General features: G+C 63.9%; 24 protein-coding genes. 15 read left to right on the forward strand and 9 right to left on the reverse strand.

All coding sequences use genetic code 11. From position 1 onward, the window contains the following. The first annotated feature begins 109 nt into the window (after positions 1 to 109). From lhpI to FNA46_RS10875, 4 genes are all read left to right on the forward strand, one after another. Complete coding sequence (gene lhpI, locus FNA46_RS10860) at positions 110 to 1,066, forward strand: bifunctional Delta(1)-pyrroline-2-carboxylate/Delta(1)-piperideine-2-carboxylate reductase (RefSeq protein ID WP_143125220.1); 957 nt, start codon at positions 110 to 112, stop codon at positions 1,064 to 1,066. After that, positions 1,063 to 3,531 carry an ATP-dependent helicase HrpB gene (hrpB, locus tag FNA46_RS10865; protein ID WP_143125221.1) on the forward strand — a complete coding sequence of 823 codons (2,469 nt, stop codon included), beginning with the start codon at positions 1,063 to 1,065 and terminating at the stop codon, positions 3,529 to 3,531. Before lhpI ends, hrpB begins: the two co-directional genes overlap by 4 nt. Then, complete coding sequence (locus FNA46_RS10870) at positions 3,491 to 4,849, forward strand: ActS/PrrB/RegB family redox-sensitive histidine kinase (protein ID WP_143125222.1); 1,359 nt, start codon at positions 3,491 to 3,493, stop codon at positions 4,847 to 4,849. Before hrpB ends, FNA46_RS10870 begins: the two co-directional genes overlap by 41 nt. Positions 4,850 to 4,925: 76 nt before the next feature. Then, a complete protein-coding gene (locus FNA46_RS10875) occupies positions 4,926 to 5,495 on the forward strand; it encodes an ActR/PrrA/RegA family redox response regulator transcription factor (protein WP_143125223.1) in 570 nt (189 codons plus the stop codon). A gap of 3 nt (positions 5,496 to 5,498) precedes the next feature. Here FNA46_RS10875 and FNA46_RS10880 read toward each other — a convergent pair whose 3' ends face one another. Next, positions 5,499 to 5,987, reverse strand: a complete 489-nt coding sequence (locus FNA46_RS10880; protein WP_143125257.1) for an MmcB family DNA repair protein — start codon at positions 5,985 to 5,987, stop codon at positions 5,499 to 5,501. A 184-nt stretch (positions 5,988 to 6,171) separates the two neighbouring features. Between FNA46_RS10880 and FNA46_RS10885 the strand changes: the two genes are divergently transcribed. Beyond that, on the forward strand, positions 6,172 to 6,855 hold the full coding sequence (locus FNA46_RS10885; RefSeq protein WP_143125224.1) for a L,D-transpeptidase: 684 nt from the start codon (positions 6,172 to 6,174) through the stop codon (positions 6,853 to 6,855). A 185-nt stretch (positions 6,856 to 7,040) separates the two neighbouring features. On the opposite strand, the gene FNA46_RS10890 is transcribed toward FNA46_RS10885, so the two are convergent. From FNA46_RS10890 to hslV, 5 genes are all read right to left on the reverse strand, one after another. After that, the gene (locus FNA46_RS10890; RefSeq protein WP_143125225.1) at positions 7,041 to 9,206 is read right to left on the reverse strand and encodes a malate synthase G; all 2,166 of its coding nucleotides are present in this window, start codon (positions 9,204 to 9,206) and stop codon (positions 7,041 to 7,043) included. A gap of 179 nt (positions 9,207 to 9,385) precedes the next feature. Next, complete coding sequence (locus FNA46_RS10895) at positions 9,386 to 10,792, reverse strand: cytochrome P450 (protein WP_143125226.1); 1,407 nt, start codon at positions 10,790 to 10,792, stop codon at positions 9,386 to 9,388. Positions 10,793 to 10,832: 40 nt separating this feature from the next. Further along, positions 10,833 to 11,780 carry a DUF1402 family protein gene (locus FNA46_RS10900; protein ID WP_185969801.1) on the reverse strand — a complete coding sequence of 316 codons (948 nt, stop codon included), beginning with the start codon at positions 11,778 to 11,780 and terminating at the stop codon, positions 10,833 to 10,835. 209 nt (positions 11,781 to 11,989) lie between these two features. Beyond that, the gene (gene hslU / locus FNA46_RS10905) at positions 11,990 to 13,297 is read right to left on the reverse strand and encodes an ATP-dependent protease ATPase subunit HslU (protein ID WP_143125227.1); all 1,308 of its coding nucleotides are present in this window, start codon (positions 13,295 to 13,297) and stop codon (positions 11,990 to 11,992) included. Between the two features lie 80 nt (positions 13,298 to 13,377). Then, positions 13,378 to 13,902: an ATP-dependent protease subunit HslV gene (hslV, locus tag FNA46_RS10910; protein ID WP_143125228.1), complete on the reverse strand. Its 525-nt coding sequence runs from the start codon at positions 13,900 to 13,902 to the stop codon at positions 13,378 to 13,380. A gap of 200 nt (positions 13,903 to 14,102) precedes the next feature. Here hslV and hisB point away from each other — a divergent pair, with 200 nt between their 5' ends. From hisB to coaA, 7 genes are read left to right on the forward strand one after another with little or no spacing between them, the layout of a single operon-like run. Continuing rightward, positions 14,103 to 14,699, forward strand: a complete 597-nt coding sequence (gene hisB / locus FNA46_RS10915) for an imidazoleglycerol-phosphate dehydratase HisB (RefSeq protein WP_143125229.1) — start codon at positions 14,103 to 14,105, stop codon at positions 14,697 to 14,699. A gap of 17 nt (positions 14,700 to 14,716) precedes the next feature. Beyond that, on the forward strand, positions 14,717 to 15,214 hold the full coding sequence (locus tag FNA46_RS10920; RefSeq protein WP_185969802.1) for a DUF2628 domain-containing protein: 498 nt from the start codon (positions 14,717 to 14,719) through the stop codon (positions 15,212 to 15,214). Continuing rightward, on the forward strand, positions 15,214 to 15,864 hold the full coding sequence (gene hisH / locus FNA46_RS10925) for an imidazole glycerol phosphate synthase subunit HisH (RefSeq protein ID WP_143125230.1): 651 nt from the start codon (positions 15,214 to 15,216) through the stop codon (positions 15,862 to 15,864). Before FNA46_RS10920 ends, hisH begins: the two co-directional genes overlap by 1 nt. A gap of 1 nt (position 15,865) precedes the next feature. Further along, positions 15,866 to 16,609 carry a 1-(5-phosphoribosyl)-5-[(5-phosphoribosylamino)methylideneamino]imidazole-4-carboxamide isomerase gene (hisA, locus tag FNA46_RS10930; RefSeq protein WP_143125231.1) on the forward strand — a complete coding sequence of 248 codons (744 nt, stop codon included), beginning with the start codon at positions 15,866 to 15,868 and terminating at the stop codon, positions 16,607 to 16,609. Then, a complete protein-coding gene (hisF, locus tag FNA46_RS10935) occupies positions 16,606 to 17,394 on the forward strand; it encodes an imidazole glycerol phosphate synthase subunit HisF (RefSeq protein WP_143125232.1) in 789 nt (262 codons plus the stop codon). Before hisA ends, hisF begins: the two co-directional genes overlap by 4 nt. 10 nt (positions 17,395 to 17,404) lie before the next feature. Beyond that, positions 17,405 to 17,728 (forward strand): phosphoribosyl-ATP diphosphatase, encoded by a 324-nt coding sequence (locus FNA46_RS10940; RefSeq protein WP_143125233.1) that lies wholly within the window; start codon positions 17,405 to 17,407, stop codon positions 17,726 to 17,728. Next, positions 17,725 to 18,720: a type I pantothenate kinase gene (gene coaA, locus FNA46_RS10945; protein WP_143125234.1), complete on the forward strand. Its 996-nt coding sequence runs from the start codon at positions 17,725 to 17,727 to the stop codon at positions 18,718 to 18,720. The genes FNA46_RS10940 and coaA overlap by 4 nt, the downstream gene beginning before the upstream one ends. Positions 18,721 to 18,765: 45 nt before the next feature. Here coaA and FNA46_RS10950 read toward each other — a convergent pair whose 3' ends face one another. The 3 genes from FNA46_RS10950 to FNA46_RS10960 form a co-directional block, all read right to left on the reverse strand. Beyond that, complete coding sequence (locus FNA46_RS10950; protein WP_143125235.1) at positions 18,766 to 19,377, reverse strand: alpha-ketoglutarate-dependent dioxygenase AlkB family protein; 612 nt, start codon at positions 19,375 to 19,377, stop codon at positions 18,766 to 18,768. A 7-nt stretch (positions 19,378 to 19,384) separates the two neighbouring features. Then, positions 19,385 to 19,819 carry an alternative ribosome rescue aminoacyl-tRNA hydrolase ArfB gene (gene arfB, locus FNA46_RS10955; RefSeq protein ID WP_143125236.1) on the reverse strand — a complete coding sequence of 145 codons (435 nt, stop codon included), beginning with the start codon at positions 19,817 to 19,819 and terminating at the stop codon, positions 19,385 to 19,387. An 83-nt stretch (positions 19,820 to 19,902) separates the two neighbouring features. Continuing rightward, a complete protein-coding gene (locus tag FNA46_RS10960; protein ID WP_143125237.1) occupies positions 19,903 to 21,513 on the reverse strand; it encodes a phosphoenolpyruvate carboxykinase in 1,611 nt (536 codons plus the stop codon). A 306-nt stretch (positions 21,514 to 21,819) separates the two neighbouring features. On the opposite strand from FNA46_RS10960, the gene FNA46_RS10965 reads away from it, so the two are divergent. The 3 genes from FNA46_RS10965 to FNA46_RS10975 all read left to right on the forward strand — a co-directional run bounded on the left by FNA46_RS10965 (position 21,820) and on the right by FNA46_RS10975 (position 24,877). Continuing rightward, positions 21,820 to 22,545 carry a response regulator transcription factor gene (locus FNA46_RS10965; protein WP_143125238.1) on the forward strand — a complete coding sequence of 242 codons (726 nt, stop codon included), beginning with the start codon at positions 21,820 to 21,822 and terminating at the stop codon, positions 22,543 to 22,545. Positions 22,546 to 22,643: 98 nt separating this feature from the next. Next, the gene (locus FNA46_RS10970) at positions 22,644 to 24,413 is read left to right on the forward strand and encodes a sensor histidine kinase (protein ID WP_143125260.1); all 1,770 of its coding nucleotides are present in this window, start codon (positions 22,644 to 22,646) and stop codon (positions 24,411 to 24,413) included. Then, complete coding sequence (locus FNA46_RS10975; protein WP_143125239.1) at positions 24,410 to 24,877, forward strand: HPr kinase/phosphorylase; 468 nt, start codon at positions 24,410 to 24,412, stop codon at positions 24,875 to 24,877. Before FNA46_RS10970 ends, FNA46_RS10975 begins: the two co-directional genes overlap by 4 nt. Positions 24,878 to 24,893: the final 16 nt, after the last annotated feature.

Here is a 24,893-nt window from a genome sequence, read left to right on the forward strand (position 1 = left end):
AAGCGTCAATCCGTATTTTTAAAAAACTGTCATTTTTCTCGCGCCCCGTTCCGGAAGCCTTGCCGCACCGTTAATCTGCAGCCTTGTTTGATGACATGACGGGATTGCCATGCTGGTTCTGGACGAAAGTGAGACACGCGAGGCCCTTCCCTTTCCGGGGCTGATCCGGGCGGTGGAGGCGATGTTCGCGGGCGAATGCGTGGTGCCACTGCGCCATCATCATGCGATGGAGGTGCCGGGCGAGGCGCATGCCACCCTGCTGCTGATGCCCGCCTGGCAGCCCGGCCGCTTCGCCGGCGTGAAGATTCTCAATCTGTTTCCCGACAACCACCGCCGAGCGCTGCCGACCATCATCGGGCGCTACCTGCTCTCCTCGGGCAAGACCGGGGAAATGCTGGCCCTGATCGAAGGCGGCGAACTGACGGCGCGGCGGACCGCCGCGACATCCGCACTCGCCTCCCGCTTTCTGAGCCGGCCCGACGCCCGCCGCCTTGTGATGGTCGGCACCGGCCGGCTGTCCCTCAACCTGATCGCCGCCCATGCGGCGGTTCGGCCATTGCAGCAGATTTCCATCTGGGGACGCGACCGCAGCAAGGCGGAGGCGACAGCCGAGGAAGCGCGGCGCGCCGGATTCGATGCCGTGGCAGCCGATGACCTTGAGAAGGCCTGCCGTGACGCCGACATCATCTCCTGCGCCACGCTGTCGAGCGAACCGCTCGTCTGCGGCGCCTGGCTGAAGCCCGGCGCGCATCTCGATCTGGTGGGAGCATTTACGCCAAAAATGCGCGAAAGCGATGACGAGGCCGTGCGTCGCGCCCGCATTTTCGTGGATACCCGCGAGGGCGCTCTGAACGAGGGCGGCGATCTGGTGCAGCCGCTCGAAGGCGGCGTCATCACGCTCGATGATATCCAGGCAGATCTGTTCGACCTGACAGCCGCGCGTCATCCCGGACGTCGGCACGCCGAAGAGATCACCCTGTTCAAATCGGTGGGTGCTGCGCTGGAGGATCTGGCCGGCGCGATTCTGGCCTATGAGACGGCACGGTTTGCAAAGGCCGGCGCATGACGAAAATGCCCTTTACGCTGCCAAGCCTGCCGGTCAGCCATGTGCTGCCGGAGATCGGCGAGGCACTGGCCGGCAGCTCCCGTGCCGTGCTGTCGGCGCCTCCGGGCGCCGGCAAGACGACGCTGGTGCCGCTCTTCCTGCTGCAGCAGCCGTGGTGCAGCGGCCGGATCATCCTGCTCGAGCCGCGACGGCTGGCGGCGCGCGCCGCGGCAAGCCGCATGGCAAGCCTGATCGGCGAAACCGTCGGCCAAACCGTCGGCTATCGCATGCGCCTCGACACCAGGATTTCAGCCGCAACGCGGATCGAGGTAGTGACGGAGGGCGTCTTCGCCCGGATGATCCTCGATGATCCCGAGCTTTCCGGTATCTCGGCGGTGCTGTTCGACGAATTTCACGAACGCTCGCTGGATGCGGATTTCGGTCTGGCGCTGGCACTCGACGCGCAGGGTGCCCTGCGCGAGGATCTGCGGCTGCTGGTGATGTCTGCGACACTGGACATCGAGCGGATCGCACAGCTGCTCGGCGATCCGCCGGTGGTTCTCAGCGAAGGGCGCAGCTTTCCGGTCGAAATCCGCCATGGCGACCGCGACCCGGGCGAGCGGATCGAGGATGCGATGGCCCGGGCGATCCTGGAAGCGCATCGGCAGGAGACGGGCTCGATCCTCGCCTTCCTGCCCGGGCAGGGCGAAATCCTGCGCACGGCAGAACGGCTTGCCGGGCGCCTGCCGCCGGAGACGATGATCACGCCGCTGTTTGGCAATCTCTCCCAGAAGGAACAGGATCTGGCCATCCGGCCAGCTCCTGCCGGGACCCGCAAGGTGGTACTGGCGACCTCGATCGCCGAAACCTCGATCACCATCGACGGCGTGCGCATCGTAATCGACAGCGGCTTGCAGCGCCTGCCGGTCTTCGAACCGTCAGCCGGGATCACCCGGCTGGAAACGGTGCGCACCTCGCGTGCCTCGGCCGATCAACGGGCGGGTCGCGCAGGCCGCACCGAGCCCGGCATCGCCATTCGCCTGTGGCATGCCGGCCAGACGGCTGCCCTGCCCGCCTTTACTCCGCCGCAGATTCTCGCCAGCGATCTCTCCGCGCTGGCGCTCGACCTCGCCCATTGGGGCGTGCAGGATCCGGCCGATCTCGCCTTCCTCGATCCGCCCCCGGCCCCGGCGCTGGCCGAAGCGCGGCAGTTGCTGCGCATGATGGGCGCGCTCGACGGCGAACACCGGTTGACGGCCCGCGGAAAGCTTATGCGCGGCCTGTCACTCCCGCCGCGGCTGGCGGCCATGGCGCTGGCGGGGGCCGAACAGGGCCAGGCGCTGGCGGCCTGCCAGCTGGCGGTGCTGATGACGGAACAGGGCCTGGGCGGGCCGGATGTCGATCTCGATCAGCGGCTGAAACGGTTTCGCAGCGAACGGGGCGAACGGGCCGAGGCGGCCCGCCAGCTCGCCCGTCGCCTTGCGGAAAGCCTGCCGAAGGCGGAGAGGAGCGACCAGCCGGTCGAGGCCGGCGCGCTGCTGATCCATGCCTATCCCGACCGGGTTGCCCTGCAACGCGGCGCGCGCGGCCGTTTCGTGATGGCGAATGGCCGCGGCGCGGAACTGCCGGAGACGGAGCGGCTCTCCGCCTCCCGCATGCTGGTGATTACCGATCTGACCGGCCGTGCGGCCCAGGCCCGCATTCTTGCCGCCGCCGAGATAGACCGCGCAACCGTCGAGGCCGAACTGGCCGGGGCGATCGAGCGACGCGAGGAAGGCTATTTCGACCGGCCAAGCGGTCAGGTGCGGGCCCGCAAGGCAGTACGGCTTGGCGCGCTCGTTCTGGAAGAAACGCCGCTGCCCCGCCCGACCGGCCAGCAGGCGGCGGAAGCGCTGGCGGACGGCATCCGGCAACTGGGGCTCGCCCGCCTGCCCTTCTCGAAGGATACCGACCAGCTGCGCGAACGACTTGGCTTCCTCCACCGCACGATCGGCGCACCCTGGCCGGATGTCTCCGACGAGGCGCTGCTGGCGCGGCTCGACGAATGGTTCGTGCCCTTCCAGACCGGCCGCAGCGGCCTCGACTCGATCGATTCGGGCAGTCTGTCGGAAGGCCTGCGGCTGCTTGTCCCGCATGAGGTGCGCAACCAGCTGAACCGGCTGGCGCCGACGCATTTCGAAGCGCCGACCGGCCAGCGCCATCCGATCCGCTATGACGGCGACGAGCCGGTGCTGGCGATCCGCGTGCAGGAACTGTTCGGGCTGAAGAGCCATCCGGCCGTGGCAGATGGTCGCCTCCCCCTGCTTTTGGAGTTGACCTCGCCGGCGCATCGGCCGATCCAGACGACGCGCGACCTTCCGGGCTTCTGGGCAGGCTCGTGGAAAGACGTGCGGGCCGACATGCGCGGACGCTATCCGAAACATCCCTGGCCGGAGGACCCTGCCCATGCGGCTCCCACCCATCGCGCGAAGCCCCGCGGAACCTGAACGGGACACGCGGACGGACAATCCGTCGATCCGGCATGCCCAGTTCGGGCGGGCCAATCGCAGCATGCGCCTGCAGACGCTGGTGTGGCTGCGCTGGCTGGCGGTGGCCGGTCAGACGCTGACGGTGCTGTTCGTGGCTCTGGTGCTGCATTTCTCGCTGCCGGTCGGCGAAACCGCGATCCTGATTGCCGCGCTGGCACTGGTCAATCTGGTGCTGTCGCTCTGGTATCCGCCGACGCACCGGCTGAAGCCCCTTGCCGCACTTGCCCTGCTCGGCTTCGATCTTTTGCAGATGAGCGGGCTGCTGTTCATCACCGGGGGGCTTGCCAATCCCTTTGCACCCCTGCTCTGCGTGCCTGTCATCATCTCCTTTGCCTCGCTGCCGCTCCGGCACTCGCTGTTCCTGCTGCTGTTTGCGATTGGCTGCACCACGTTGATCACCATTTCACCCTATCCGGTTCCCTGGCATCGGGACGAAATCCTGATCATCTATCCGGTCATGCAGCTCGGCATCTGGTGCGCCATCGTGTCGATGATGTCTTTTGCCGCCTTCTATGCCTATCGCGTCTCGATGGAGGCGGTGCTTCTTGCCGATGCGCTGGCCGCGACCGAACTGGTGCTGGAGCGGGAAAAGCACCTGTCGCAACTGGATGGGCTTGCTGCCGCCGCCGCCCACGAACTCGGCACGCCGCTCGCCACCATCAGCGTCGTCGCCAAGGAGATGGAGCGGGAGCTGGCGGGCGACGAGCGCTTCGGCGAGGATGTCGCGCTGCTGCGCAGCCAGAGCGAACGCTGCCGCGACATCCTGCGCCGGCTGACCTCGCTTTCGGCCGAGAACGAGGAACACATGCGCCGCCTGCCGCTATCCTCGCTGATCGAGGAGGTGACCGCGCCGCACCGGCAGTTCGGCATTACGCTCGATGTCATTGAGCCCAGCGGTCGGGCCGGCGAGCCCGTCGGGCAGCGCAATGCCGGCATTCTCTACGGTCTTGGCAATCTCATCGAAAATGCAGTGGACTTTGCGCGGCAAAAGGTGACCGTGACGGTGGAGCACGATGCGGATAAAGTTGCCATCACCATCGAAGACGACGGCATCGGCTTTGCACCCGATGTGTTAACCCATATCGGAGAACCATACATGTCGACCCGCAGCCGCGAGGACGAGCGCGCCGGAGGCCTGGGGCTTGGATTGTTCATCGCCAAGACCCTGCTGGAAAGATCCGGCGCCACCCTGATCTTCTCCAATCGCGGACCGGATCATGAAGGTGCCCGTGTGCGGATCGTCTGGCCGCGCGCGGTCATGGAGATGAAGGCATGAGCAGGATGGATGGGCTGACCCGATGCGCCCGGCGCATCGTAGACACACAAGAACAAAGCCCGGTGGAGACAGGACAATGACGGCAGACAAGATCGACGCAAACACCCCGGATCTGCTTGGGCCGGATGCGAGCCTTCTGATCGTGGACGACGATGCGCCCTTCCTGCGCCGCCTGGCGCGCGCCATGGAAAGCCGCGGCTTCCAGGTGGAGACGGCCGAATCGGTGGCCGAGGGCATTGCCAGGTCGAAGGCGCGGCCGCCGAAATATGCGGTGGTGGATCTGCGGCTTGGTGACGGCAACGGCCTCGACGTGATCGAGGCGATCCGGCAGCGGCGCGAGGATACGCGCGTCATCGTGCTGACCGGCTACGGCAATATCGCGACCGCCGTGACGGCCGTGAAGCTCGGCGCCGTCGATTATCTGTCGAAGCCGGCCGATGCCGACGACGTGTTTGCGGCGCTGACCCAGCGGCCGGGCGAAAAGGCCGATGTGCCGGAAAATCCGATGTCGGCGGACCGGGTTCGCTGGGAGCACATCCAGCGCGTCTACGAGATGTGCGAGCGCAACGTGTCGGAAACCGCCCGCCGGCTCAACATGCACCGCCGCACTCTGCAGCGCATCCTGGCGAAGCGCGCCCCGAAATAGGCGTCAGCCCTCCTCAAACGTCTTGCCCGTCGCCCATTCGGCTGACAGAAGCCGCTGGGCGGCGAGGCGTGCAAACTGCAGTGTTACCGCCTTGCGCGCCGCCGGCGCCAGGCGATGTTCGGGCGCCTCGCGCAGTAGATGCGCCCCATAGCCGTCTGAGAGGAGGAAGCCACACTCTTCCGGAAAGATCTCGGCCGGCACGTCCCGATGGGTGGCAAAGAACAGCCGGTCGCAGAAATCGCGATAATCCGGCCATTTCCGGTCGCTGCGAAAATCGTCGACCGATGTCTTGATTTCCACAATCCAGATCTCACCCTTGGCAGTGAGACTGATAAGGTCAGCCCGCCGCCCGTTGGCCAACGTCATTTCGGCAATCACCGCATGGCGCATATCGTTCAGCAACACCTGTACGCCGCGGCGCACCATCAGCGCGCGATTCGACTGGCGCCCGTCTATTAACGGATTGTTAGGGCCAATCTGAACAAGTGTCATGGTTTCGTCCGCTCTCGACACGTGTGTCTGTTGCAAAAAGGCAATGAATTTTTCATTTGTCGCACCGCATTCATTTGGCACCCGCGCCCGCCTTGCCAACCTTGTTCTAATGGAAAATAAACCGTCCATCAAAAGATGGATGACAGCATCTTTGCTTCCACCCCTATCCCACGAGATCTTCTCCATGCGCATTCGCACCTGCATGATTGCATCCGGCCTGACGGCGATGCTCGCCCTGACCGGCTGCTCGACGACTTCCGAAACCAAGACCGTGCCCGTGGCAGCCGCCGCGCCGGTCAAGACGCAGACGAATGCGATCTTTTCCGATGCCTATGGCCCGGTGACGGATGCGGGCTATCCGCTGCCGGCGATCCCGATCAGCCGTCTGGACAAGAAATTCCACCGCCAGATCGTCGATTTCGACACCAAGGAACAGCCGGGCACGATCATCGTCAACACGCAGGAGCGCTTCCTTTATTACGTCCTGCCGAACGGCAAGGCGATGCGCTATGGGATCGGCGTCGGCAAGCAGGGTTTTGCCTGGTCGGGTGAGGCCTATGTGGCCTGGAAGCAGGAATGGCCGACCTGGCATCCGCCCAAGGAAATGGCGGTGCGCAAGCCGGACATCGCCCGCTATGTCGATGACGGCATGGGCCCGGGCCTCAGCAACCCGCTCGGCGCGCGCGCCATGTACCTGTTCAACGAAAAGGGGCAGGACACTCTGTTTCGCCTGCACGGCACGCCGGAATGGGCTTCCATCGGCACTGCCGCCTCTTCAGGCTGCATCCGCCTGATGAACCAGGACGTGATCGACCTCTACAACCGCGTGCGTCCCGGCCGCGAAACCAAGGTGGTCGTGATCCAGTAAGGATCGCTTGCCAGAGACATGAACAAAAAAACGGCGCGTCACCCGCGCCGTTTTTTTTGTTTTGGAGTTCCCTCGTTCCACAGGAAGGGCTCTTCCTCGTAGGAGAGGATCGGGCGCAAGGCCTATCGGAGGCAACCATTGCCTGATGGAACGGCGGCGGACGGGCAGGCCGCCGCCTTCGCTCGTCAGGTACGCCGTGCCTTGGCTTCCAGCCGCCGGCGATGCAGGACCGGTTCGGTATAGCCGTTCGGCTGTTCGCGACCCTTCAGCACCAGATCAAGCGCGGCCTGGAAGGCGACCGAATCATCGAACCGACCGGCCATCGGCAGGTAGAGCGGATCACCCGCGTTCTGCTGGTCCACGACGGCCGCCATGCGTTTCATGGTTTCCACCACCTGCGCTTCGGTGACCAGGCCGTGATGCAGCCAGTTGGCCATATGCTGGGCGGAAATGCGCAGCGTCGCACGGTCTTCCATCAGGCCGATATTGTTGATGTCAGGCACCTTGGAGCATCCGACGCCCTGATCGACCCAGCGCACCACATAGCCGAGAATCCCCTGGGCATTGTTGTCCAGCTCGCGCTGCACCTCTTCCGGCGTCCAGTTCGGCCGCGAGGTCACGGGTACCGAGAGGATGTCGGAGAGCTTGGCGCGGGCCCGCGACTTGAGGCCGGCCTGGACGTCCGCCACGCTGACGCGGTGATAGTGCGTGGCATGCAGCGTCGCGGCCGTCGGCGACGGAACCCAGGCGGTATTGGCGCCGGCCTTCGGATGGGCGATCTTCTGCTCCAGCATGGCAGCCATCAGGTCCGGCATGGCCCACATGCCCTTGCCGATCTGGGCGCGTCCGGAGAGGCCACAGGCAAGGCCGATGTCGACATTCCAGTTTTCATAGGCGGCGATCCAGGGGGCCTGCTTCATGTCGCCCTTGCGGATCATCGGGCCCGCTTCCATCGAGGTGTGGATCTCGTCCCCGGTACGGTCGAGGAAGCCGGTATTGATGAAGACAACGCGTTCGCGGGCCTGGCGGATACATTCCTTGAGGTTGACCGTCGTTCGGCGCTCCTCGTCCATGATGCCCATCTTGATGGTGTTGGCCGGCATGCCGAGTGCCTGCTCGACGCGCGTGAAGATCTCGCAGGCAAAAGCCACTTCGTCAGGACCATGCATCTTCGGCTTCACCACATACATCGAGCCTGCACGGGAATTCTGCCGACGGCCATTCGGGCCGACGTCACGCAGCGCAATCAGCGCGGTGACCATGGCATCCATGAGCCCCTCCGGCACCTCGCGCCCGTCGCGGTCGAGGATCGCCGGATTGGTCATGAGGTGGCCGACATTGCGCACCAGCATCAGCGAACGGCCCGGCACCACGAGGCTGGAGCCGTCCGGCGCGGTATAGCTGCGATCCGGGTTGAGCGCGCGGATGAACGTCTTGCCGCCCTTGGCGACCTCTTCCGTGAGGTCGCCCGCCATCAGACCGAGCCAGTTGCGGTAGACGACGACCTTGTCCTCGGCATCAACAGCTGCGACCGAATCCTCGCAGTCCATGATGGTGGTGATCGCCGATTCGAGCCAGACATCGGAGATATGCGCCGGATCGTCCCTGCCGATCGGCGTGGAGGCATCGACGCGGATTTCCACATGCAGGCGGTTCCTGACCAGAAGTACATGGGTCGGCTGATCGGCCGGGCCGCGATAGCCGGCAAACTGGGCCGGGTCGGCAAGCGACACGGCCTTGTCGCCGGCCGTGACGACAAGTGCTCCCCCATCCACGGCAAGCCCGGTCACCTCGGACCATGCGGCACCGGAAAGCGGCACCGACTGGTCGAGGAAGCTGCGCACCCAGGCAATGACGCGCGCGCCGCGCACGGGATTGTAGCCGGCACCCTTTTCGGCGCCATCGCTTTCGGCAATCGCATCCGTGCCGTAGAGCGCGTCATACAGCGAGCCCCAGCGGGCATTGGCAGCGTTCAGGGCATAGCGTGCATTCATCACCGGAACGACGAGCTGCGGGCCGGCAATCTCGGCAATCTCCGGATCGACATTCTCGGTCGCGACCTGGAAATCCGGTCCTTCCGGCAGAAGATAGCCGATCTGGCGCAGGAAGGCTTCGTAGGCCACGCCGTCGCCGGGCGCGCCGTTCTTGCGGTACCACTCGTCCAGTTGCTCCTGCAACGCATCGCGGCGCGCGAGGAGATCACGGTTCTTCGGTGCCAGATCATGGACCAGGGCGGACAGTGCTGCAAAGAAGGCATCGGCCTCGATGCCGGACCCCGGCAGCGCCTCGTTTACCAGAAAGGCGTGCAGTGCCTCGTCTATAGCCAGACCCTGTCTCTCGATGCGGCTCATCCGATCCTCCATTGTTCTGCATGATCTCTGTGGTTCTTGCGCGCCGGGACGGCTTAGTCAATGCAGCCTTGGTGGGATGGCGGTTCGCCATGTCGCAGGAACATGGCAGACAAGCGCAGGACGGGAAACGCCCGGCTGGCTGGTCGATGCCGCTGGTTGCGGCAGGCTGAAGACCGGTCTCAGGCGTTGCGGGGACGCGTTAAGACCCGCATCGAAAGCCCGTCGCGCGGCTGGGTGGTCAGCTTCTGCACCGGCCAGGGGTCCATGCCCGGCAGCGCCTCGAAACGATGCCGCGACATCAGCACGGCAAGCGCGATCACCGCCTCCTGCATCGCAAAGGTCGCACCGATGCACACGCGCGGGCCCGCCCCGAAGGGCAGATACTGGAAGCGATGGATCTTGCCGCGCTGGTCCGGCAGGAAGCGCTCCGGCATGAAGGCACGTGGCTTTTCCCAGTAGAGCGCATGGCGATGCAGCGTCCAGGGCATCACGAGAATCGTCGTGCCGGCGCGGATCGCCACCTCGGTCCCGTCCGGCGCCGTCCAGCTGTCATCCCTGATCGCGGCACGGTTGATGGAGGGTGCCGGCGGATAAAGCCGCATGCCCTCCTCGAAGGCGGCCCGCACATGCGGCATCAGGTCCAGCCAGTCCACGGGCTCGGCACCGGTCGCAAGCACCCGGTCGATCTCCTCCTCCATCGCGTCGCGCACATGCGGGGAATGCGAGACGCAGTAGAGCGTCCAGGCAAGCGCCCGGGCTGTCGTTTCGTGCCCCGCACCGATGAAGGTGAGGATATTGTCCTCGATCTCGTCCAGCGTCAGCCCGTCCGGGCCGTCGAGTTCCAGAAGCAGCGTGAGGAAATCGTCCGGCGTAGCGGCCCGGTCGGCGCGCATCATGGCGCGCCGCTTTTCCATGGTCAGCCGCACGATCTCGCGGAACTTTCCGAGCACCTTTGCTCCACCGATGCGCGTGACCCGCGGCACCCAGGGCGGCGCGCGCAGCAGGTCCATTGGGTCGACGCGCCCCATGCGATGCAGGAGATTGTCGACATCGTCGGAGAATTTTTCGCTCTTCGTGACGATGTCGCCGGAAAACAGGGTTTCCGAAAGAATGGCAAAGGCCAGCTCGGTCATGTCGACCGCGATATCCTCGATGCGCCCTTGCGGGCCGATATCCTGATATTTCTCGGCATAGCGCTTTGACTGCGCCAGCATCTTGCCGGCAAAGCCGCGGGCGTGACGCGGGGTAAAGACCGGCGCCATCGCCTTGCGGGAGCGCTTCCAGACAGGCCCTTCGGCCGTCAGCAGGCCATCGCGCAGAATCGGTCTGAGAATCAGCTGCCGGATCTCCGACATCTCGTAGTTGCTGGCATTGTCCACCAGCACATGGCGGATGAGGCCGGGATCGTTGACAATCAGCGTTCGCTCGGAAAAGAACTGCGTCTCGATCCAGGGCAGCGTGTAGGATGGCTCCCCCCACAGTTCCAGAGGATTGCGGAACACCGTGCGGATGATCTCCAGACGGCCGGGCGGCACCGTGCGCGGAATGGGCGCCGGCGGCTCGAAGGGTTCCGGACGCCTATCCATCAGCCGATCTCCTGTCGCAAGGAGATCCACATATCATGCGTCAGAGCAGCGATTTCAATTGCGCGAGCTTGTCGTTGACGAGCCAGCCGTAATAATTTTCCTCCGGCCAGGTCAGGCCGCCGGACCGGTTGCGGGCGGCAAGAGTGGCGGCCCGCTGCGCGGAGTTGCCGATATTGTAGAGGGTCGCGGTGATGCCCGGATTGCCGGAAATGTCCATGCCGGCGATCTGGGCATAGTCATCGATCGAACGGCGGATGGTGGCCGCCACATAGGCGAGCGACTTGTCCGGATCCATGATGGCGGCATAAACGCCGCGTGCATCGGATGCATCGAGCTTCGGATAACCCGAACGGCGCGCCACGAGATCCGATTGCATCAGCGCGGTCAGCGGATTGATCTGTCCAAGACCAAAGGTCTGGCCAGCAAAGAAGGGCTGGAAGAAGACGGCGCTGAAGCGGTTGTCGGGATAGCTGACACCATCGACGGTGTTGCCGCGGAACACCTTTTCCCACACCGCCTCTCGGCAGCTCCAGAGCTTGTAGGAATCATCCTCGGACCGGCAGCCGGCAAATTCGGGACGGGCGACGAAGGCACCGATCGTCTGGTCGCGGTAGCCGAATCGGAAGCTGTCGCCCGCATAGGCGGCGGCCTTCACATAGTAGGACTGCAGGCGGTCATAGGCATCCACGTTGTAGGTGTGCTCGCCGACGATCGCCCCGATGATATGGACGGGGTCAATGTCGTACTGCCGCGCCGTCTGCTTGATCTTGGACATCAGCGACGGACTGTCGGACAAGAGTTCGATGATCTTGTCGTATTTGTCATCGAAGGTGGTGCGTCCCGCCTTCGTGCGGCGGATCGATGCACCGGGCACCTTCGGCTGTTCCAGATTGCGATTGCCAGGCGGCACGACGATCAGTCCACCAGCCAGCGCGGGCGGTGCACTCCAGGCGAGGATCATCAGCAGGGCGAGCAGGAAACGTCGCAAGATTGAGCATCCCAGGATAATCGATGAGCTGGCCGTCCTGACCCCGCAAGCGCCGACGAATCACGCATGCACATTGCATCTTGCTCATGTTGCGTGCTGCCTTACTGAAAAACAAGGCGCGGAGTCGAGCCCGCGCCTTTCAATTTCCCGTCATGGGGTAGAGAGCGGCATGGGCCGTTGCCTGCTTGCCACGCCTTGCCGCTTACCCGCTAGAGAATATAACGGGAGAGATCCGTGTCGGCAGCGATATCGCCAACATGCTGGCGCACGTAATCCGCATCGATCGTCACGGCGGTGCCGGAGCGATCCGGCGCGTTGAACGAAATCTCGTCCAGCACCCGTTCCATCACCGTTTGCAGTCGGCGGGCGCCGATGTTCTCGACCGAGGAGTTGAGATGCACGGCCACATCGGCCAGCGCATCGATAGCGTCCTCCGTAAAATCCAACGACAGCTGTTCCGTCTCCATGAGCGCCTTGTACTGGCGAATGAGGCTCGCCTCGGTCTCCGTCAGGATGCGACGGAAATCCTCCTTCGAGAGCGGCTTCAGCTCGACGCGGATCGGCAGGCGACCCTGCAGTTCCGGCAGAAGATCGGAGGGCTTGGCCACATGGAAGGCGCCTGAGGCGATGAAGAGAATATGGTCCGTCTTCACCGGTCCGTATTTCGTCGATACCGTCGTGCCTTCCACCAGCGGCAGCAGGTCGCGCTGCACGCCCTCGCGAGAGACGCCGGCGCCGAGCCCGCCATCGCGGGCGGCGATCTTGTCGATCTCGTCCAGGAAGACGATGCCGTCGTTTTCGACGGAGCGCACCGCCTCGCGCTGGATGACCTCGTTGTCGATCAGCTTGTCGCTTTCGTCGCGGATCAGATCGCCATAGGACTTGGCGACCGTCGTGCGGACCTTCTTGGTGCGGCCGCCCATCGCCTTGCCGAACATATCCGACAGGTTCAGCACGCCGATATTGGCACCTGGCATGCCGGGGATCTCGAAGCCGGGCATGCCCGAGCCGGTATCGGCCACCTCGACCTCGATCTCCTTGTCATCCAGCTCTCCACTGCGCAGCTTCTTGCGAAAGGTTTCGCGGGTCGCGGGCGATGCCGTGGAGCCGACCAGCGCATCGAGCACGCGTTCCTCGGCACTCTGGTGTGCCTTGGCCTGCACCTCGGCGCGCTTCTTTTCGCGCACCAGCCCGATGCCGATCTCGACGAGATCGCGGATGATCTGCTCCACGTCGCGGCCGACATAGCCGACCTCGGTGAACTTGGTGGCTTCCACCTTGATGAAGGGCGCGCCGGCCAGCCTTGCGAGACGACGGGAAATCTCCGTCTTGCCGACGCCGGTCGGGCCGATCATCAGGATGTTCTTCGGCATCACCTCGTCGCGCAGGCTCTCGTCGAGCTGCTGGCGGCGCCAGCGGTTGCGCAGCGCAATCGCCACGGCGCGCTTGGCGTCATGCTGGCCGATGATGTAGCGGTCCAGCTCCGAGACGATCTCGCGGGGGGAAAAAGTCGTCATGTGTTAACCTCTTCGGCGTCCCTGTTCCGGACGGCTCATCAAGCCCGACCGGATGGACCCGTTCCTGTCATGTAAAAGGGTTATTCGGCGTCCAGCGTCTCGACCACGAGATTGTGGTTGGTATAGACGCAGATATCGGCGGCAATGGCGAGCGCCTGGCGGGCGATCTCCTCGGCAGATTTTTCCGAATCCATCAGGGCGCGCGCTGCCGCATAGGCATAATTGCCGCCGGAACCGATGGCGATCGTGCCATGCTCGGGCTCCAGCACGTCGCCATTGCCGGTCACGGCGAGTGTCACGCTCTTGTCGGCCACCAGCATCATGGCTTCCAGATTGCGCAGGTACTTGTCGGTGCGCCAGTCCTTGGCGAGTTCAACGGCGGCACGCATCAGCTGGCCGGGATATTGCTCCAGCTTCTTTTCCAGGCGGTCGAGAAGCGTGAAGGCATCGGCGGTCGCGCCCGCGAAACCGGCGATCACCTCGCCCTTGCCGATGCGGCGCACCTTGCGCGCATTGCCCTTCATCACGGTCTGGCCGAGACTCACCTGGCCATCGCCGGCCATGATGACCTTTCCGCCTTTCCGCACGGTAATGATTGTCGTCATATTCACACCTGTGGGCCCATGGGGGCCTCTCTGCTGCCGGTTCATTCCGGCTGTTGAGGCACATGTAAGTGGTGCTCCAAGGATTGCAAATCCGTCCGCTCAGCGGTGGCGGCCGATTGACTGCCGGAATCGTTTGCACCGCAGCGGCGCGGCTGATAAGCAGCGCAGATCATGTCGTGCCCAAGCTTCCGGTGACCAGTATGAGCGAGCGCCGCGCCTCCGTTTCGCGCAAGACGAACGAAACCTCGATTTCCGTAACCGTCAATCTGGACGGCACCGGCACTTCGAAAATCGAGACGGGCATCGGTTTTTTCGACCATATGCTGGAGCAGCTGTCGCGACATTCGCTGATCGACATGGAGATCGACTGCAAGGGCGACCTGCATATCGACGATCACCATTCGGTGGAGGATACCGGGATCGCGATCGGCCAGGCGATTGCCAAGGCGCTGGGCGACCGTCGCGGCATCACGCGCTATGCCTCGATCGACCTTGCCATGGACGAGACGATGACCAAGGCCGCCGTGGATCTGTCCGGACGGCCGTTCCTCGTCTGGAACGTTGCCTTCAGCGCGCCGAAGATCGGCAGTTTCGATACGGAACTGGTGCGGGAATTCTTTCAGGCGCTGGCCCAGAATGCGGGCATCACGCTGCATGTGCTGAACCATTACGGCGCCAACAACCACCACATTGCGGAAACCTGCTTCAAGGCCGTGGCCCGCGTACTGAGAACCGCCACCGAAATCGATCCGCGCCAGGCGGGCCGCGTTCCCTCGACCAAGGGCACGCTGGTCTGACGCCGTCAGGAGGAGCCTTGACCAGCTTTATCGTTCTGACACCGCCGCAGGGGCCGGATCGCGACCACGCCTCGACCCGCTTCGTGGCGGACCGCTTCACCTGGCTCGGCTTCCTGTTTCCGGCGCTTTGGCTGCTGGTCGGCCGCTGCTGGCTGGCCGGCATCGCCACGCTTCTGGCGCAGGGTTTTGCCGTATGGCTCGGCGATCAGCCCGGGCTGTTCTGGGCGGGGGCGCTCATGCAGTTCGGCATTGCCCTTCTGATCGGCCTGGAGGGTCGCCATATCCGGATGACGACACTTGTCCGACGCGGCTGGACACTCTGCGACGTCGTGACGGCACCGGACCTGGCGACCGCCGAGACCATCTACTTTTCCAGCCTTCCCGCCGAAGCGCCAAAGCCATTCGTGCCGGTGACCGACTGGAACAAACTCTCCCCGCCCGCCCAGAGGTCCGCCCAGGGGTTCGCCCATGGCCGACCGGCGCTTGGGCTTTTTGACATTGGTGGAGGACGCTGATGCGCGTTGCAATCATCGACTACGGATCGGGTAATCTCCGGTCCGCAACGAAGGCCTTCGAGCGCGCCGCCCGTGAGGCCGGTCTCGAGGCCGAGATCTCGCTGACCGACCGGCCGGAGATCGTGACCGCCGCCGACCGCATCGTCCTGCCGGGCGTTGGCGCCTATGCCGATTGCCGTCGTGGACTTGCCGCGGTGGACGGCATGGAAGAGGCATTGTTCGAGACGGTCAAGGGCAAGGGCCGTCCCTTTCTGGGCATCTGCGTCGGCATGCAGCTGATGTCTTCGCGCGGCCTGGAGAAGGACGTGACGCAAGGATTTGGCTGGATCCGTGGCGACGTGACGGAAATGACACCGTCCGATCCGACGCTGAAGATCCCGCAGATCGGCTGGAACACGCTGACGCTCAACCGGCCGCATGCGCTGTTCGAGGGCATCCCGACAGGCCCGGACGGGCTGCACGCCTATTTCGTGCATTCCTACCATCTGGCAGCAGAGAACGCGGATGATGTGGTGGCGACCACCGATTACGGTGGCGCGGTGACTGCCTTCGTCGCCCATGACAACACGGCCGGCGCTCAGTTCCATCCGGAAAAGAGCCAGACGCTCGGCCTTGCCCTCATTTCGAATTTCCTGCGCTGGAAGCCCTGACATGATCCTTTTCCCGGCTATCGACCTGAAAGACGGCCAGTGCGTGCGCCTGAAGCTCGGCGACATGGAGCAGGCCACCATCTACAATCCCGACCCCGCCGCCCAGGCCCGTGCCTTCGAGGACCAGGGTTTCGAATGGCTGCATGTGGTGGATCTGGACGGCGCCTTTGCCGGTGAAAGTCGCAACGGCTTTGCCGTCGATGCCATCCTGAAGGCAACGAAGAACCCGGTACAGCTCGGCGGCGGCATCCGGACGCTCGATCATATCGAAGCCTGGCTTTCGCGCGGGCTGGCCCGCGTCATCCTCGGCACGGTGGCGGTGCGCAATCCGGCGCTGGTCATCGAGGCCTGCCAGAAATTTCCCGGCCAGATCGCTGTCGGCATCGATGCCAAGGGCGGCAAGGTGGCCGTCGAGGGCTGGGCGGAGGCCTCCGAACTCGGCGTGGTGGAACTCGCGAAGAAATTCGAGGGCGCCGGCGTTGCCGCAATCATCTACACCGACATCGACCGCGACGGCATTCTCGCCGGCATCAACTGGGCCTCCACGCTGGAGCTGGCCGAATCCGTCTCGATCCCGGTGATCGCCTCGGGCGGCCTCGCCTCGCTCGACGACATCCGCCGCATGCTGGAGCCGGATGCGGCACGGCTCGAAGGCGCCATCTCCGGCCGCGCGCTCTATGACGGGCGCATCGACCCGGCGGAAGCGCTCGCCCTCATTCGCGCTGCCAAGGGAGGCCGTGCATGACCCTGAAAGCCCGCGTCATCCCCTGCCTGGACGTCAAGGACGGCCGTGTCGTCAAGGGCGTCAACTTCGTCGATCTGATCGATGCGGGAGATCCGGTCGAGGCAGCGAAAGCCTATGATGCGGCGGGTGCCGACGAGCTCTGCTTCCTCGATATCACCGCCTCCTCCGACAATCGCGACACCATCTTCGAGGTGGTGGCCCAGACGGCGGAGCACTGCTTCATGCCGCTGACCGTCGGCGGTGGTGTGCGGGCCGTGTCCGATATCCGCAAGCTGCTGCTTGCCGGCGCCGACAAGGTGTCGATCAATTCGGCGGCAGTGAACAATCCGGATTTCGTCGCCGAAGCCGCCGACAAGTTCGGCAACCAGTGCATCGTCGTGTCGATCGATGCCAAGCGGCGGCGGACGCAGGGTCCGGGTCAGGACAATGCCAGCGCCTGGGAAATCTACACCCATGGCGGCCGCAACGCGACGGGCATCGATGCGGTGGAGTTTGCCGTGCGCATGGTCGAGCGCGGGGCCGGCGAGTTGCTGGTCACGTCGATGGACCGCGACGGCACCAAGATCGGCTACGATCTCGAACTGACGCGCGCGATTGCCGATGCGGTGCGGGTGCCGGTGATCGCCTCCGGCGGCGTCGGTTCGCTCGACGACCTGGTGGCGGGTGTGAAGGAAGGCCACGCGACGGCCGTGCTCGCCGCCTCCATCTTCCATTTCGGCACCTATTCCATCGGCGAGGCCAAGCGCTACATGGCCGAGCACGGCATTGCGATGCGTCTGGACTGAGGAGACAGAGATGAGCGACTTTTCCCTCAGCGATCTGGAAGCGATCGTGGCCGAGCGCGCCAAGGCGGACCCTTCGCAATCCTGGACCGCCAAGCTGGTGGCCGCCGGCCAGGACAAGGCGGCAAAGAAGCTTGGCGAGGAAGCCGTCGAGACGGTTATTGCGGCGCTGCGCGACGACCGCGAGAACCTGACGGCCGAAGCCGCGGATCTGATTTATCATCTGATGGTCGTATTGAAGATTGCCGGCGTTCCGTTGCAGGATGTGCTGCAAGAGCTTCAACGTCGCACCGCCCAATCGGGCCTGCAGGAAAAGGCGAGCCGACAGCCCTCATGACGATCGCCACACAGCCCATCGAATCGGATATCCCGCCAGAGCACGCCCCCGCCGGAAACTACTCCCCCTTCTTCCTGTTTACGTCAGAGGAATGGGCGAAGTTTCGCGCCGACACGCCTCTGACGCTGACGGCGGACGAAGTGAAGCGCCTGCGCTCGCTGGACGATCCGATCGACCTTGACGAGGTGCGGCGCATCTATCTGTCGCTGTCGCGCCTGTTGTCGGCACATGTGGAAGCCTCGCAACTGCTCTTCCAGCAGCGCAACCGCTTCCTCAGCCTGTCGGATCAGGTGAAGACACCCTTCGTCATCGGCATTGCCGGCTCGGTCGCGGTGGGAAAGTCCACCACGGCGCGTATCCTGAAGGAATTGCTGGCCCGCTGGCCCTCCAGCCCCAAGGTCGATCTCGTCACCACCGACGGCTTTCTCTATCCGAACGCGGTGCTGCGCCGTGAAAACCTGATGGAGCGCAAGGGGTTTCCGGAAAGCTATGACATCGGCGCGCTGCTGCGCTTCCTCTCGGCGATCAAGGCCGGCAAGCCGGATGTGCGGGCCCCCCGCTATTCGCACCTGACCTATGACGTGCTGCAGGATGAATATGCGATCATCGACCGGCCGGACATCCTGATCTTCGAGGGCATCAACGTGCTGCAATCGCGCACCCTGCCCGCCGACGGCACCATCGTGCCGATGGTCTCGGACTTCTTCGATTTCTCGATCTATATCGATGCCGAGGAACGGCAGATCCACAACTGGTATGTGGAACGCTTCATGCGGCTGCGCCAGACGGCCTTCCGCGATCCCACCTCCTTCTTCCACCGCTATGCGACGATCGACGAATCGGCAGCGCTGGCCATCGCGGAAGGTCTGTGGGAAAACATCAACCTGAAGAACCTGCGGCAGAACATCCTGCCGACCCGCCCCCGGGCAGACCTCATTCTGCGCAAGGGCAGCAATCACTTCATCGAAACGGTTGCGCTGCGCAAGCTGTAGGCGATCGATCACACGCGATGGATCGCCCGCGATGCGTCTGCATCGTCAGCGATGGACCCGCCGCAGGGTGAGATTGATGCGTCCGCCATTCTTCAGCAGCGTGGAGGTGCCGGGATAGATCCGGTCGACGCCGTGAAAGGCAAGCCTGCCCTCCCCGCCAAGCACCACGACATCGCCGCTCGACAGGCGCAGGGATGTTGTCTTGTCGCTCCGCATGCGCCCCCCGATCCGAAACAGGCAGGCATTGCCGAGCGAGATGGAGACCACCGGCGCCTCAAGATCCTCCTCGTCGCGATCCTGATGCAGGCCCATGCGGGCCTCGTCGGCATAGAAGTTGATGAGGCAGGCCTGCGGCGGCTTGGGATAGCCGGAAAACCGATCCCACAGCGCCAGAAGTTCTGCCGGCATGGCGGGCCAGGCTTTCCCCGTCACCGGATGCGTCTCCTGGTAGCGATAGCCGCGGGCCTTGTCCGTGACCCAGCCGAGCGGCCCGCAATTGGTCATCCGCACCGACATCGGCTGTCCCGTGCCCGGCATCACCGGTACATAGAGCGGGGCCTCCCCGACCACGGCGCGAATCACCTCGACGAGATGCTCCTGCGCCGCGCGATCGAGCGTCTCGGCATGATACGCGATGCCGTTGACCATCAGCACCATGGGAACCTCAGTCGCCGTCCGGGCGGCCGCGCATCTTCTTGATGTCCGAACGGCCCGATTTTTCCTTGAGCCGCCGTTCGACGGAACCCTTGGTCGGCTTCGTCTTGCGGCGCGGCGGCGGCGGCGGCTTGGCGGCTTCGAGAATCAGTTCCTTCAGCCGTTCGCGCGCGTCTTCGCGGTTGCGCTCCTGGCTGCGAAACCTGTTCGCCTCGATGATCAGCACGCCCTCCTTGGTGAGGCGGCGGCCCGCGAGTTTCGCGGCATTCTCCTTGATGCGATCGGAAAGCGCCGGTGAGCCCATCAGATTGAAGAACAGCTGGACGGCGGTGGAGACCTTGTTGACATTCTGTCCGCCCGGTCCGCCGGCCAGCACGAATTGTTCCGTCAGTTCCCATCCGGCAAGAGTAATGCGGTTGCTGATGACGAGAGGATCGCTGGCCATGTCCTCTCTATTTCACAAGCGCGGACAAAAGAAAACCGCCGAGGCTCTGCACCTCGACGGCTTGCGATGTTCCACGTGAGTCGCTACTCGGCAGCGGCCAGCAGGCCAGGGGCGGCATCGCGTACCGTGCTGTCCACATGGCTCTCGAACTTCGTGAAGTTGGAAATGAACATGTTGACGAGCTTGGTGGCCTGGGCGTCATAGGCGGCGCCATCGGCCCAGGTCGAGCGCGGGTCGAGAATGGCGGTCTCGACACCTGGCACGGCGACCGGCACGGCAAAGCCGAAATTGGCGTCGATGCGGAACTCGGCCTTGTTCAGCTCCCCGGTGAGGGCCGCCGTCAGAAGCGCACGCGTCGCCTTGATCGGCATGCGGCGACCGACGCCATAGGCGCCCCCCGTCCAGCCGGTGTTGACCAGCCAGCAATCGACGCCGTGAAGAGCGATCAGGTCACGCAGCAGGTTGCCGTATTCCGTCGGATGCCGCGGCATGAAGGGCGCGCCGAAGCAGGTGGAGAAGGTCGCTTCCGGCTCGGTCACGCCCTTTTCCGTGCCGGCCACCTTGGCGGTGTAACCGGAGAGGAAGTGGTACATGGCCTGCTCGGGCGTCAGCTTGGCGATCGGCGGCATCACGCCGAAGGCGTCGGCGGTCAGCATGATGATCGTCTTCGGATGCGGGGCAAGACCCGTGTCCGAGGCGTTCGGGATGAAGTGCAGCGGATAGGCGCTGCGGGTGTTTTCCGTCAGCGAGGCATCATCGAAGTTCGGGACGCGGTGTTCGTCCATCACCACGTTTTCCAGCACGGTGCCAAAGCGGCGTGTGGCGGCATAGATTTCCGGCTCGGCTTCGGCCGACAGGCGGATCGCCTTGGCATAGCAGCCGCCTTCGAAGTTGAAGATGCCGTTTTCGCCCCAGCCATGCTCGTCATCGCCGATCAGCGTGCGGTTCGGATCGGCCGACAGCGTGGTCTTGCCGGTGCCCGACAGGCCGAAGAACACGGCGGCATCGCCATCCGGACCGACATTGGCCGAGCAGTGCATCGGCATGACGCCCTTTTCCGGCAGCAGGTAGTTCAGCACCGTGAAGACCGACTTCTTGTTCTCGCCGGCATAGGAGGTGCCGCCGATCAGGACGAGACCATTGGCGAGATCGCAGGCGATCACGGTTTCCGTACGGCAGCCGTGGCGGGCCGGATCGGCGCGGAAGCTCGGCAGATTGATGATCGTCAGCTTCTGCTGGAAGGCAGGAAGCGTCGACCGGTCCGGGCGAATCAGCAGGTTGCGGATGAACAGCGCATGCCAGGCAAGCTCGGTCACGACACGGGTCGGCAACGCGTAGTCGCGGTCGGCACCGCCCACGAGATCCTGCACATAGAGCGTCTTGCCGGCGGCATGGGCCAGCATGTCCTGCCGCAGAAGCTCGAAATGCTCCGGGGACATCGGCTTGTTGTTGTCCCACCAGATATGCGGCTCGGTGCTGGCATCACGCACCACGAACTTGTCCTTCGGCGAGCGGCCGGTGTGCTGTCCCGTGACGGCGCGAAGCGCCCCGTCGATCGTCAGCTCGGCCTCGCCGTTGCGCAGCGCGGCTTCATAGAGTTCGCTCTCGTTCAGATTGTAGTGGACGTGCGAAGCACCCACCAGACCGAGGGCAGAAAGGCCATTCGACGGATTGTGAACTCCGTACTCCTCCATGTCGCGCTTTCCTTTAAGCTGACGTTGATGTTGGGTGAAGGCTAGCGACGGGTTTAAAAAAGTGCAAGCTGATTCTTGAATTAATGTAATAAAATCAAATAATTAATCGATTTAAAAACTTTTTTGGCATTTTAAATCGGTTTGAATGCCTCCCTGTCGCTGCGTGGACGAACAACCCGAACCACCGCCCCCTTTATCTTTGCCACAATTTGTTCCACCTTTATCCCCATGAAACGCAGCAACCGGGCATGAGCCCGGCTGGGCCACAATCCAGGAGATGCGTGCAGAATGGCGGAGACAGACAGAATGCAGACCATTGCGTTGGTGGACGACGATCGCAATATTCTCACCTCGGTGTCCATTGCGCTTGAGGCGGAAGGCTATCGCGTCGAAACCTATACCGACGGAGCCTCTGCGCTGGACGGACTTCTGGCGCGTCCGCCGCATCTGGCGATCTTCGATATCAAAATGCCGCGCATGGACGGCATGGAGCTGCTGCGCCGCCTGCGCCAGAAATCCGATCTGCCGGTGATCTTCCTCACCTCCAAGGACGAGGAGATCGACGAACTGTTCGGCCTCAAGATGGGCGCCGACGACTTCATCACCAAACCCTTCTCACAGCGCCTTCTGGTGGAGCGCGTGAAGGCCATCCTGCGACGCTCGATGAAGGGCGATGCGCCGGGAGCCGCACCGGGCACGCCGAAGGCTGCCGCCGACCAGCAGGCCCGCACGCTGGAGCGCGGCCAGCTGACCATGGACCAGGAGCGCCATACCTGCACCTGGAAGGGCGAGCCGGTGACGCTGACCGTCACCGAATTCCTCATCCTGCATTCGCTGGCCCAGCGTCCCGGCGTGGTGAAGAGCCGCGATGCGCTGATGGATGCTGCCTATGACGAGCAGGTCTATGTCGATGATCGCACCATCGACAGCCACATCAAGCGCCTTCGCAAGAAGTTCAAAATGGTTGACGGCGATTTCGATATGATCGAAACGCTCTACGGCGTAGGCTACCGGTTCCGCGAAGCGGCCTGAGGCGACGTGGACGTAAGGCGCATCGGCGCCTCGATGCACACTGATCGCCGAGACGGCCGGCGGTCGCCGTGAAAGGGAAAGGCGTGGCCGATCAGACGATGGATTCCGAAGACCGGGGTGCGGACGAGGTACAACCCGTCCGCCCTGCCCGACGGCTGTGGTCGCATCCCTTCACCCTGATGCGCCGTATCTTCGGCAACGCGGTTTTTTCCAGCCTCACGCGCCGAATCCTGTTCTTCAACATTGCCGCGACGGTGGTTCTGGTCGGCGGCATTCTCTACCTCAACCAGTTCCGCGAGGGGCTGATCGATGCGCGCGTCGAAAGCCTGCTGACGCAAGGCGAAATCATTGCCGGCGCCATTTCGGCCTCCGCGTCCGTCGATACCAATTCGATCACCATCGATCCGCAGAAGCTCCTTGAACTGCAGGCCGGCCAGAGCATCACGCCGGTTCCGAACGACGAGGATCTCGATTTTCCGATCGATCCCGAGCGTGTCGCCCCCGTGTTGCGCCGGCTGATTTCGCCGACCCGCACCCGCGCACGTTTGTTCGATGCCGATGCCAACCTGCTGCTTGATTCGCGTCATCTTTATTCGCGCGGCCAGGTTCTGCGCTACGACCTGCCGCCGGTGGAAAACGAGACGGTCACCTGGAGCGAATGGTTTGCCGGCATCTTCAACCGCCTGCTGCAGCCCGGAAATCTGCCGGCCTACAAGGAAGCACCGGGCGGCGATGGCTCGATCTATCCCGAAGTGATGAATGCGCTGACCGGCGTGCGGGGTGCGGTGGTGCGCGTCACCGACAAGGGTGAACTGATCGTTTCGGTCGCAGTCCCGGTGCAGCGCTTCCGCGCCGTGCTCGGCGTGCTCCTGCTCTCCACCCAGGCCGGCGACATCGACAACATCGTGCATGCGGAACGTCTGGCGATCATGCGCGTCTTCGGCGTCGCGACCCTCGTCAACATCCTGCTGTCGCTGCTTTTGTCCTCCACCATCGCCAACCCGCTGCGCCGCCTCTCGGCCGCGGCGATCCGCGTGCGGCGCGGGGTGAAGCAACGCGAGGAGATTCCGGATTTCTCCGCCCGCCAGGACGAGATCGGCAATCTTTCGATCGCCCTGCGCGACATGACGAACGCGCTTTACGACCGGATCGATGCGATCGAGAGCTTTGCCGCCGATGTGAGCCATGAGCTGAAGAACCCGCTGACCTCGCTGCGCAGCGCCGTCGAAACCCTGCCGCTGGCCAAGACCGAGGATTCCAAGCAACGGCTGACCAACATCATCCTCCACGATGTACGCCGCCTCGACCGCCTGATCACCGATATTTCCGATGCCTCGCGCCTTGATGCGGAACTCGCCCGTTCGGACGCGGCACCGGTCGATCTCGAAGTGCTGCTCGGCAATCTGGTCGATATTTCCCGGCAGATCCGCACCGGTCGAAAGCCTGTCAACATCGAACTGGCAGTGGAACACAAGCCCGGCACCAGGGCAAGCTATCTGGTGCATGGTCATGACCTGCGCCTTGGCCAGATCATCACCAACCTGATCGAGAATGCCCGCTCCTTCGTGCCGGACAAGGATGGCCGCATCACCGTCAAGCTCAGCCGCCAGCGCGGGAACTGCGTGATCCAGGTGGATGACAACGGGCCGGGCATCCGCGCCGAAGACATCGACCGCATCTTCGAACGCTTCTACACCGACCGTCCCGAAGGGGAGAGCTTTGGCCAGAATTCCGGGCTTGGTCTTTCCATCAGCCGGCAGATCGCGGAGGCTCATGGCGGCGCGTTGAAGGCGGAGAACCTGAAAAGCGGTGGTACCGTCACCGGCGCCCGCTTCACGCTCACCCTGCCGGCAGGAGGCAGCGCGTGACGGTGCAGGCCACCAATGTGCACGGTACGGCGATCGTCGTCGGCACGCGGGGCCTGTTGTTCGTCGGCCCCTCAGGCAGCGGAAAATCGACGCTCGCCTTTACCTGCCTTCAGGAGGCGCGGCGCGCCGGCGCATTTGCCGCACTCATCGCGGATGATCAGGTCTTCATCCGCAGGACGGGAGACAGGCTGATCGCGGAACGCCCGGCCTCGATTGCGGGCCTCATCGAGATTTTCGGCAGCGGCATTGCGCGGTTGGACAGCATCGCAAAGGCAAGTCTGGATCTCGTCATCCGCGTTGTGCCAAATGACACAGCAGAACGCCTGCCGCCCGACAATGAAATGCTCGCTCTGGATGAAGCCGCTCGCCTTCCACTCCTGCGCCTCTTGCGCAGCACAACGCAGCCGCTTGCCTTGATTGCAGCGTTGCGACCCGATTTTCGGGGTGAACGCCCCTTCACATGACCGATCCACGACGATT

The organism is Affinirhizobium straminoryzae, from assembly GCF_007004135.1.
GTDB classification, from domain to species: Bacteria; Pseudomonadota; Alphaproteobacteria; order Rhizobiales; family Rhizobiaceae; genus Neorhizobium; species Neorhizobium straminoryzae.